We start from the raw sequence: 11,481 nt of genomic DNA on the forward strand, positions 1-11,481 counted from the left end.
TCTTGTAGGCGGCGGCTAATATCACCTGATCGCCTGAACGAGCATAGCTTACGGTAGAGCCCGCGTTCAATGTCGGGCTCGCGAAGGAAGCGTAGCTACCCGCGAATGTGGCGGCATCGACCTTGAGAGTACCCGTAACATCGAGAGCTGAGGTGCCGGAGCCGGTCAGCGTTGAACCGTTGGGGTCGAATGTAATGCCTGTTGGAACGCTGAAGTCGCCTGTTAAAGACGTGGCGCCGGAGAGAGATTTTGTGCCGGAGCCGGATATTGTGAGATTCTTGTAGGCGGCGGCTAATATCACCTGATCGCCTGAACGAGCATAGCTTACGGTAGAGCCCGCGTTCAATGTCGGGCTCGCGAAGGAAGCGTAGCTACCCGCGAATGTGGCGGCATCGACCTTGAGGGTACCCGTAACATCGAGAGCTGAGGTGCCGGAGCCGGTTACAACATAACCGTTAGGATTGAATGTACCTGCCGTGACAGTGAATGTCGCATTTACCGTAGTCGCTCCTGTGGCTGTAAATGTCGTGCCTGCATGATCGATGATTAAATTATAATACGTAGTTCCTTTTACGGCGGTAGCGCTGGTTGTGCCGCTATATATTACGGTTGAGGTTGAGGCAGTGAATGCGCCATATGTATTTATCGTAAAAGGCGTGGCCTGGTTAGTTGTATTATCGATAGTGAGCGTGTAGCTGGAAGCGTCGAGCGTTTGGATGTATCCGCTGTTATTCGTATTGGAGCCGATCGTCAAATTCCCTATAACCGACACATCGCCTCCAAGTGTGTATATCCTGCTTCCCGTCTGGCTTACGGCGTTACCAATGCTGAGATTCCGGTACGTTGCGGCCGTAATCGTCGTCGCGCCGTCGCCCGTATAATTGATATACGTTATTAAAACAGAGGTATCTATCGCTCCATTCGCGTTTATATGAAGCGGGTAACTGCCCGTACTGGCATCTGTACCGGATAGCGTAATAGTAAAACCGCCTGTAAAAGACAAGGTGGCTGTATTAGTCGTCGCGGGCCCTATCGTGAGAAGATTTGTAACAGTGGTATTACCGTTCACACTGTATTTTCTCGCGGCCGACAGAGTAGCATTGCCTACCGTCAGATTATAGTATGTAAGAGTGCTCTCCACTGTCGTGTCGGTATCGCCTATATAACTAACCGTAGAGCCGGTATTTAAGGTCTTCGTCTCAAATCCTGAGTAATTGCCGGCAAATGTCGATTTATCGATCAATAAAGTACCTGTGAGGATAAATGCGTTGGTACCTGAGCCTGTCAACGTGAAACCGTCCGGATTAAAAGTGCCAGCTGAAACAGTCATGTTCCCGGTTATGCTTAGGTTTCCCTGTAACGTCTTCGTTCCAGAGCCGGATATTGTCAGGTTTACATAAGATAGCATATGGTTAATTGTCTGATCTCCAGAGGCATTATAATTTACCGTTGAACCGGCACTGAATGTCTTGGTTGCAAAATTTACGTAAGAGCCCGCGAACGTCGTGGCATCAACGAGTATAGTATCCGTAACGTCTAAGCTGTCGGAAACGCCGCCGCCTGTTATAAGATAGCCACCCGGTGAAAACGTACCCGCAGTAACTGTAAGAGTGTTATTTACGGTTATCGCGCCGGCGGCAGTAAATATGACTCCTGATTTATTTATTGCAAGATTATAATATGTTGTTGAAACGATGGTTGTGTTAGAGGGGCTGGAATAAGTTACTATGTTGTTTGTCGCCGTCGCAGTAAGTGTCGGCGTTATTGATGTGCCGAGATAATTCAATGTCGAACTCTCCCCTTGCGTCCACGCGCCTGTACCTGAACCCATGTTAGTTATGGTAGCTATGCCGTTATTGGTGACTGTGATAGCGTTATTGATGGTCATAGTGCCTGTGATGATGATATTAGCGGTAGAGTCGATCGTATGATCTGCGCTTACCGTAACAGGAGCCGAGATAGTGCCTGTGCCGTAGATGACTTTAGATGAGCCGGAGAGAACGACTGCTGTAGCGCCTGACAGGGTGCCGTTAACTGTGATATCGCCTGTGATAGTGATACCGTTAGTGCTTGTGGCTACCTCTATATTAGCGGATGAGTCTGTTAAGTTGACTACCGATACGCTCGCAGAGTCTATAGTAACTGCGCCTGAACCTGAATTAGAGTCGAATACGACAGAGTCTATTGCACTTGGTATGTTGGCCTGCGGAGACCCGCCTGTAGAAGTCGCCCAATGTTCATGGGCTACATCAGACCAACTGCCGGAACCGCCTACCCAATAATAGGTAGTAGTTGGCGGCGTAAATATCCAACCTGAGTTACCCGATACTGATGTGGAGTTAACTCCAGCGTACCAACTGGCACCGCCTGTAGCGGCAGAATCTTTCACAGATAGGTAGTCACACGATACCGTACCTGATGATTTAGATAAAGTAGCCGCACTACCAGACGATGAAGCATCTATCGTTATAACATGACCGGATGTGCCTGTAGCAGTAAAAGTTGTTACAGTGGTTGTTATACCACTTGGGAATGTTACATGGCCGTCAGCATTGATGGTGAGGGTATTGAATGTATTGGCTCCTGTGAGTATTACAGCCCCGCATGAAGCCGCGCCCGATATGGTGAGGTTGCCATAGACCTGACCGTTACCTGCGAATGTCTTGGCAGTAGCTGAAGTATCCGTTATGAGTATGGTAGATGTAGAGGCTGTATATGCGCCCTTAGACTGCATATTGAATACAGTGCCTGTGCCTGATAGTGTGATTGTGTAGGTAGAGCCGTCTAAGGTTTGAGTATAGTCGCCTGATGAGGGGCCTACTGTGAGTGAGCCTGCTACTCCTATATTACCGCCTAATGTGTAAGTCTGGCCTGCTGTATAGCCTGTGGTGGCATTACCTATCTGGAGGTTATAATAGCTTATGCTTAATATCGTTGTAGCGGTATCTCCGATATAGCTTACCGTCGAGCCTGCATTGAACGTCGGGCTCGCGAAGCCGGCGTAGCTACCCGCGAAGGTGGCGGCGTCAACCTTAATGGTGCCTGTAACATCGAGAGCTGAGGTGCCGGAGCCGGTCAGGGTTGAGCCGTTGGGGTCGAATGTAATGCCTGTTGGAACGCTGAAGTCACCTGTTAAAGACGTGGCGCCGGACAGAGACTTTGTGCCGGAGCCGGATATCGTAAGGTTCTTGTAGGCGGCGGCTAATATCGCCTGATCGCCTGAACGAGTATAGCTTACTGTTGAGCCTGCATTGAACGTCGGGCTCGCGAAGCCTGCGTAGTTACCCGCGAAGGTGGCGGCATCGACCTTGAGGGTACCAGTAACATCGAGAGCTGAGGTGCCGGAGCCTGTCAGCGTGAACCCACCCGGGTTAAAAGTGCAAGCTGAAACAGTCATGTTCCCGGTTATGCTTAGGTTTCCCTGTAACGTCTTCGCTCCAGAACCGGATATTGCCAGGTTTACATAAGATAGCGTATTATCGACCGTCTGATCCCCGGAGGCGCTATAATTTACCGTAGAATCTGCATTCAATATAGGGCTCGCGAAGGAAGCGTAATTATCTGCAAACGTCGCGGCGCCTACCTTAAGGGTGCCGTTTACAAGGAATTCCATCGAAGCATTTCCGGTAATCTTAAACGTAGCAGGATCAAATGTAATACCGGCAGGTATATAAAATTCTTCTGTTGTTGATGTTGCGCCAGAAAGTGATTTTGTACCTGATCCTAAAAAAACCAGGTACTTATATGCACCGACAAGTATCACCTGGTCGCCCTCTCTAGAATAACTTACAACACCGGTATTTAAGGTGGGGGTAGCAAATCCTGCGTAGTTACCAGCAAATGTCGAAGCATCCACGATAATAGTTTGGTATACGGTCAGAGATGACGTACCACTTCCTGTAATCGTAAATGTCGCAGGATCAAATGTAACGTTAGCGGGTATAACAAGGTCGCCTGTTAAAGACGTGGCGCCGGAGAGAGATTTTATGCCGGAGCCGGATATTGTGAGATTCTTGTAGGCGGCGGCTAATATCGCCTGATCGCCTGAACGAGTATAGCTTACCGTTGAGCCTGCATTAAACGTCGGGCTCGCGAAGGAAGCGTAGCTACCCGAGAAGGTGGCGGCATCGACCTTGAGGGTACCCGTAACATCGAGAGTTGAGGTGCCTGAGCCTGTCAGAGTTGAGCCGTTGGGGTCGAATGTAATGCCTGCTGGAACGCTGAAGTCACCTGTTAAAGACGTGGCGCCGGACAGAGACTTTGTGCCGGAGCCGGATATTGTGAGATTCTTGTAAGCGGCGGCTAATATCGTCTGATCGCCTGAACGAGTATAGCTTACCGTTGAGCCTGCATTGAACGTCGGGCTCGCGAAGCCTGCGTAGTTACCCGCGAATGTGGCGGCATCGACCTTGAGGGTACCCGTAACATCGAGAGTTGAGGTGCCTGAGCCTGTTACGGTGTAACCAGATGGTGAAAACATTACATCTTCTGATACGGTGAATGTTCCACTAATAGTAATATTAGACGCGGCATATACGATCTTCCCTGCCGGATCATCGCATGACAATGTTAAATTATTAAGACTTGATGCGCTTGAAACGTTAATATATGTGGCAGTTGTCCCCCCACTCAAAGAAACCAGCCCGGAGCTATTTGTAAATGTTCCAGAAGCAGTAAGATTGCCTTTAGCGCTTATTATCTCAGCGGTCGAAACAAAAGAAGCGGTGCCACCCGTGCCAGCAGTGCCGGCAGTACCACCCAAGCCACCATCGCCCACTGTAGTACTACCTGAGCCACCACCGCCACCAGGGCCTCCACTGCCACCCATATCACCGCCGCCTTGAGGACCAGTAGCTCCAGTTTCGCCGGGACTTCCTTCGCCGGTACCAGCGCTCCCACCTGTACCAGCAGTGCCGGCAGTACCATCGCTTCCATTAGTAACTATTATACTGCCTCCTACAGTTATATCACCGCCGCCACATGTAAAGGTTGCAGTACCGCCAGTACCGCCAGTACCGCCAGTACCGCCGGTACCGCCGTCACCACCCGCACCACCGTCACCGCCATGCCCGCCAGCGCCACCAGACCCCCCGCTTCCCAACCCCGACTCTCCATACCCACCGCTACCACCCGAACCGCCGGCGCCGCCATTACCAGGAGATCCACCGTCACCACCATTACCACCATTACCACCATTACCACCATTACCAGCTACAATGTTTAAATCGCCTGATATTATTATATCGCCTGTTCCCCCATTAAAAATAACACTAAGCCCAGTGCTTCCCGTAGCTCCTGTACTTCCCGTAGCTCCTGTACTTCCCTTGACACCAGGCGCGCCAGGGCTACCATCGCTACCTGTCTCCCCAGTATAATCTGAACCAGCCCCGCCGTTTCCGCCAGTACCGCCGGTGTTATCCATACATCCATTATTACCTATGCCACCTATATCACCATCACCACCCAATCCGCCTCTAAGAGAAAAAGCGCCATTTACGGTAAGCGCCTGGCTTCCTGCGTTAAACGTTCCCCCATACATAGTCATTTCGTTATAAATCGTTATTGTGGATGTACCACTCGCGGAATCGGCTGTAAATGTACCTCCAGACTGCGCCCAACCGCCAGAACTTACGTCAATTGTAATATTATCGGCTATATCCGATCGCGTTATCGTTGATAAATAATTGCTTGCAATAGTTACTCCATATATGCTAATGCTTCCATCTATTATGCATGAACCTGAGTTTCCATCAAAGATCACCATATCATCAGATGTCGGCAAAAAGTCCGCGCTGGTAGCCCCACCCGACGAATCGGACCAGTGGTTCGCCGCATCCGACCAGTCACCACTACCTACCCAGTAACGATCGGCATCCCATCCTGAAGCATTAGTTTTTATGACAGTGCCGGATTTTACCTGGATAGGCGTTGCAGGGCCTGTAGCGATAGAGTCGTAGACTTTAACATAGGCGAGATACGCGTTGCCCTGAGCGTCACTTACGGCGTTAATGTATATGGTGAATTCGTTGCCTTCCCCTGGAACGGAGGACTGCAGAGTAATGTAGGCGTCGGAGGTGCCTTCTATGGTAAGGGTGCCTGTTATGGTATAGGTGTGTCCTGATTCAAAGGTTATGACTTTGCCTGGGACTATGCATGTAAGGTTGGAGAATGTGATATCGCCATAGAGGTTTATAGGATCTGCCCCTATGAGATTGATGGAGTTCGCGATTAAATTAAGTATTGCGTCTTTATTGTAGAGAATTGAGCCGAAGCCGCCCTCGGGCGGGCCTCTTAAGAGTATAGATGTGCCTATGCCTGTGGATTCGAGTATATCGAAGTCGCCTGTAGTCTTTCGTATGTTAAGGGTGTCGGCGTCTATTTTAAGGGGCTTATCGTATGTGCCGAACTGGTTTGCTATTAAAGTAAGAGTGGGAGCTGTAAGTATAACTGCTGAACTCGTATCTATAAGGCCGTCAGATTTCAAGGTGACGTTACTTGTTGTAAGGTATGAGACGTTTAAGCCTGTACCTTCTATCGTGATCAAGGTATCGTTAATAGTAAGTGTTTCGATGTAGAGAGTGGGGCCTGTTTTGTATATTTCCACATTGGGCGATAGGGCGGTGATATTTTCCAACGTCTCCCCTGTTAAGCTTATAAGAGTAGGCGAAGAATCACTGCCAATATAAATATTGTCCGCTGTCATCGCGGCGGTTACATTAACAGACATGTCCGAATCTATCTCGATATCACCTTCCGAGGTAAGTGTGCCCGCTATGGTAACATTAGAGCCTTCAGCAACTATCTTTATCTTGCCGTTCTCACTTACAAGTCTCGTAGCTCTTATGATACCGGTGTTATTGACAGCGTTCTCGAATATACCCTGGGCGGTCTTGGCTGTCAGGAACACCTGATGAGCTTCGAGAGTTCCGGAATTAGCGATAGCGTCTTTTACGGTAGAGCCATCGGCATTTACCACACTGCCGGATGTAGCCTCGGTTACTTCGACATTGATGAAACCTTTCGCATCGAATGTAACGACCGTCTTATCTCCTGAGGCTAAGTGTATCGTACCCGCTGTCGCTACTATGATGCCTCTATTCTCAACAGCGGATGCGATTAAAGCGATGTTGGTTCCCCGGATAGTACCCTCATTGAGTATCCTGGCATAGTCCGCTCCCTGGTCTCGCAAGAGCGCGTAGTTGCCATTTATGAAATTGGTATTGGATACATCGAGAGTGGACATCACGAGGTTATTGGCGTTTATATTGGCAGTGCTGGTTACGTTGATGCCATTGGAGTTAACGAGCATTAAGAAGTGTATGTATGAATTAAAATTGCCTGATATCGTGGTGGCTTCAGAGCCTGTTACTCTGAACAATGCCGATGCTGAATCGGCCTGTGATACTACGTTTACGGTGGTATTCTGAGGCACGTTGAATGTAGTAAACTCGGCTATGGAATTATTTGCTACGGTATATGTGGTAGTATTGGTAGCGGAATCGGTAGATACCTGGACATCACCGGACACAACCGTCATGTTAGTGCCATCCGCAAATACCGAAGTGGCAGACAACATAATAAACGCCGCGAATAATAGGATTCGTGTTAAGGTTTTCATTATAATCACCATATGGTTCTACTATAAGTATAACATATATATCACTATTTGGCAAGAGCATATAAAGATTAAAAAACATCACGGTCATTGTGAAGTATGTTATTAAAAAACTATACCCTACTAAAAACAAAATGATAGAAAAATGATTTCAAGGTTTCAGTTTTCAGTTTATCAAAACAATGTTACACACTCTTGACAAAAAGCCTTCCTCTGTCATATCTGATATGCTAACAACATATCAGATATGACAGAGGAAGAATACGCGAAAGATCAATTTAAAAGTTTTCTACTAAAGTTACAACATAAAAGTACAACAATCACACAGCCCTTAGAAGAGGCTATGCGTGCCGTTCGCTGTATCTGTCACAGAAAAACCAGAATGATATATTACAAAAAATCGGAAGATAAGGTGTTGCGATTTATTCAGGATTGCAGGAGGATGAAGATCGTATCGCGCAGAGTCACAGAATATAATATTTTACTCCTTACAAATCCAAAGAGTCAAAGCACTTAAATTTCATTCTTCTATTTTTTCTTCGTTTCGATACGGGGGAATAAGGGATTTGACTTGCTTATTGCGGTTCCGGTGATCAATCCCCCCCATTCGCGTATTTCGGCGAATTTCGCGTTGCCGGGATCGGATATTCCGAGCTGACTGCGTATCTCTTTTGCGGTGCCGGGCATAACCGGAGCAATGGCTATAGATATTATCCGCAGGATCTCCAGAAGGGTGCGCATCATAGTTGCCAGCTCCTCCACCCTCTTCTCTTTGGCGAGGTTCCACGGTTTCGAATCTTCGATATATTTATTCGCGATATTTATGACTTCCCATACCTTTGTGAGCGCGCCGACAAAGTCGAAGTCCGGCAGGGCCTTCTCCAGTTCATCTCCAAGTAAGAGCGCCTTCTCCTTCAACTCTCCCCCACGCACCGCCAATCCTGCCCCGCTACCCGCATCCGGGATCTTCCCCTCAAAATATTTCTCCACCATCGAAAGGGTTCGGCTTAAAAGATTGCCGAGATCGTTGGCAAGATCGCTATTATATCGCGTGATGAACGCCTCTTCACTGAACGCGCCGTCCATACCAAAAGCGATTTCGCGCAGAAGAAAATACCTGTAAGCATCGACGCCGTAATGGGAGATAAACTCAAACGGATCCACGACATTACCCCTCGACTTCGACATCTTCTCGCCCTTGAACACCCACCACCCGTGAGCGATTATAGTTTTCGGCGGCTCGATGCCGGCGGCCTTAAGCATTATGGGCCAGTAAACGGCATGATGGCGCAGTATGTCCTTCGCCATCACGTGATAATCCGCGGGCCAGTATTTATTGAATCTCTCCGTATCGCCGGGGTATCCGATGCCCGATATATAGTTTATGAGCGCGTCGAACCATACATACGCCACATAGTTTTTATCGAAAGGCAATTCTATGCCCCAGCTCATCCTGCTCTTCGGACGCGATATACAAAGATCTAAGAGAGGTTCTTTTAAAAATCCCATCACCTCATTTTTTCTGAATACCGGTTTTATGAAATCGGGGTTCTTGTTTATATGGTCTATGAGCCAATCCTGGTACTCGGACATTTTAAAGAAATAGTTCGACTCGTCGAGCTTTTCCGCGGGCCGCTTGCAGTCGGGGCACACGCCGCCGGGCGCCTGCGTTTCCGACCAGAACGTTTCGCAGGGCACGCAGAACCACCCGTTATAGTCTTTCTTATATATTTTATCGTCCTGATATAATTTCGTAAAAAACGCCTGCACCGCCTTCACATGATAATCGTCGGTCGTTCTTATAAAGTAGTCGTATTCTATGCCGAGCCGCTTCCACAAATCTTTGAAGATGGGAACTATCTCGTCGACGAACTTCTGTTCCTCGCCCTGCTTAAAACCGCGCGCGAGGGTCGCCTTCTCTATTTTTTCGCCGTGCTCGTCCGTTCCGGTCATGAAAAATACGTCCCGGCCGGAAAGCCTCATGAACCTTGAAACGGCATCACAGGCAACAGTCGTGTACGAATGCCCGATGTGGGGTTTGGAATTGACATAATACAACGGCGTCGTTATATAAAACTTATTTTTCATGTTTTTCGATTCCGTTTTTATTTGTACACTACTTCCGTCAGCGTCCCGCTCTCGAGTTCCACCGTAACGGATCTCTTCAGGGCATTGACGCTGATAATTTTACCATTACCTTTTTCCGTCTTGATCTGTTCACCGACGTGCGGAAGCCCCTTCATTAACTCTTTATACATCTTGTGCTCGTAACCCAGACAACACATGAGCCGGCCGCACAATCCCGATATTTTCGTAGGATTAAGCGGAAGATTCTGCTCTTTGGCCATCTTTATCGTTACCGGTTCGAAGTCTTTTAAATAAGTAGCGCAACATAACGCCCGGCCGCATGGCCCCAGGCCGCCTAATATTTTCGCCTCATCGCGCACGCCTATCTGTTTTAATTCGATTCTCGCCTTGAAAGCGTTGGCCAGATCCTTAACTAAGTCCCGGAAATCGACCCTGCCCTCGGCGGTGAAATAGAATATTATCTTGGACCGGTCGAAAGAAAACTCCGCGTCGATAAGCTTCATGGAGAGCTTGCGATCCTGTATCTTCCTGGAACACGCATCCATAACTTCGCGTATCTTTTTCTTGTTCTTATCGATCTGCGTCATATCCCAGGGGTTCGCTTTCCGTATGACCTTCTTCAATGGCTCATCAATATCCGAATCGAGGATCGCGGAAGTCTCGGAAAGCACCTGCCCATAGTCAAGCCCGCGGTCGGCCTCGACTATCACATGGTCGCCCACTTTAAAATGCATACCGCTGGGTGAGAAATAAGTTATCTTGCCCGCATCGCGCAATCTTACCTGGACGACTTCGTACATAAATTTAAACTCCCTTCCAAGGCGGCCATGGCCAGCTTGGGGTTGATGTTCTGTTCGAGGAATGAACACGTAAGTATGATACGCTTTACAATGTTGTTCAATGAATCAAAACTGATCCGCTTAGATGCTTCGCGTATGAGCACAGCCTTGTCGGAATTAATAAAACCCGCACTGCCTTCGGCAGAGGATTTGGCGATAAGCAGGTCTCTGTACCACGACAATATTATATCGAGAACCAGCCGCAATTCCGTTTTGGATATCTTTTCAAACTCCGAGTCCGGGAACGAGCCTTCTTTTAACGCATCTATCATCCGGCCGCGTTTTTCGAAAAAACCTTCTTTACTGTATTTGAGCGCGCGACCGAGCTCGCCCGAGGATATGCGCGACAATATTCGCGCGTTGTCCGGCTCTATTTTGTGCTTCTCTATCAATATGCGTTCAGCCTCTTCGGGCGCGAGAGCCGAGAAAGTCACCCTCTTGGCGCGCGAGCGTATCGTAGAAACGAGCGCGTCCGCGTTTTCAACTATCAAAACCAACACCGAATCCGAGGCGGGCTCCTCCAATGTTTTGAGAAGCGCGTTCTGCGCTTCGTGCCTCATCGCCTCGGCCCTGTCCAGTATGTAAACCTTGCGGCGCGCCTCATAAGGTTTAAGGTTAATATCACCGATAACGGCCCTGATGATATCTATACCGAAACTGCCTTCTTCTTTTGCCGGAGCGAATATCCGGACATCCGGGTGGTTGGCGGCGTCTATCTTCCTGCATTGTATGCAGACATCGCAGGAGTTGCCGTCTTTAGGATCGAGACAATTGAGCGCCTTCGCGAAATTAATCGCGGCCGTCTTTTTGCCTACCCCTGACGGACCTACGAACATATATGCCTGCGACACCTTGCCGCCGGCCATAGAGTTCTTCAGGAACCCTATCGCTGTATCATGCCCTCTTATATCTTTGAATGACATATATTAACCAAAGTAA

Annotated in this window: 4 protein-coding genes; all 4 read right to left on the reverse strand. The window is 48.6% G+C overall.

Annotated features, from left to right (window positions below; translation table 11 throughout):
• The coding region (locus PHS46_05430) for a filamentous hemagglutinin N-terminal domain-containing protein (GenBank protein ID MDD3905955.1) at positions 1 to 7,618 on the reverse strand (7,618 nt) is incomplete at its 3' end.
• Between the two features lie 525 nt (positions 7,619 to 8,143).
• Complete coding sequence (gene metG, locus PHS46_05435; GenBank protein ID MDD3905956.1) at positions 8,144 to 9,724, reverse strand: methionine--tRNA ligase; 1,581 nt, start codon at positions 9,722 to 9,724, stop codon at positions 8,144 to 8,146.
• Complete coding sequence (locus PHS46_05440) at positions 9,721 to 10,503, reverse strand: stage 0 sporulation family protein (GenBank protein ID MDD3905957.1); 783 nt, start codon at positions 10,501 to 10,503, stop codon at positions 9,721 to 9,723. The genes metG and PHS46_05440 overlap by 4 nt, the downstream gene beginning before the upstream one ends.
• Positions 10,482 to 11,465, reverse strand: coding sequence for a DNA polymerase III subunit delta' C-terminal domain-containing protein (locus PHS46_05445; GenBank protein MDD3905958.1), 984 nt, complete (start codon positions 11,463 to 11,465; stop codon positions 10,482 to 10,484). Before PHS46_05445 ends, PHS46_05440 begins: the two co-directional genes overlap by 22 nt.
• Positions 11,466 to 11,481 lie beyond the last annotated feature (16 nt).

Source organism: Candidatus Omnitrophota bacterium (assembly GCA_028699255.1).
Classification (GTDB): Bacteria; Omnitrophota; Gorgyraeia; order 2-01-FULL-45-10; family 2-01-FULL-45-10; genus FEN-1322.

Excerpts from the sequence above, each read along its gene's own strand:
- PHS46_05440 (MDD3905957.1), bottom strand. The coding sequence starts at position 10,503 with ATGTACGAAGTCGTCCAGGTAAGATTGCGCGATGCGGGCAAGATAACT.
- PHS46_05445 (MDD3905958.1), bottom strand. The coding sequence starts at position 11,465 with ATGTCATTCAAAGATATAAGAGGGCATGATACAGCGATAGGGTTCCTG.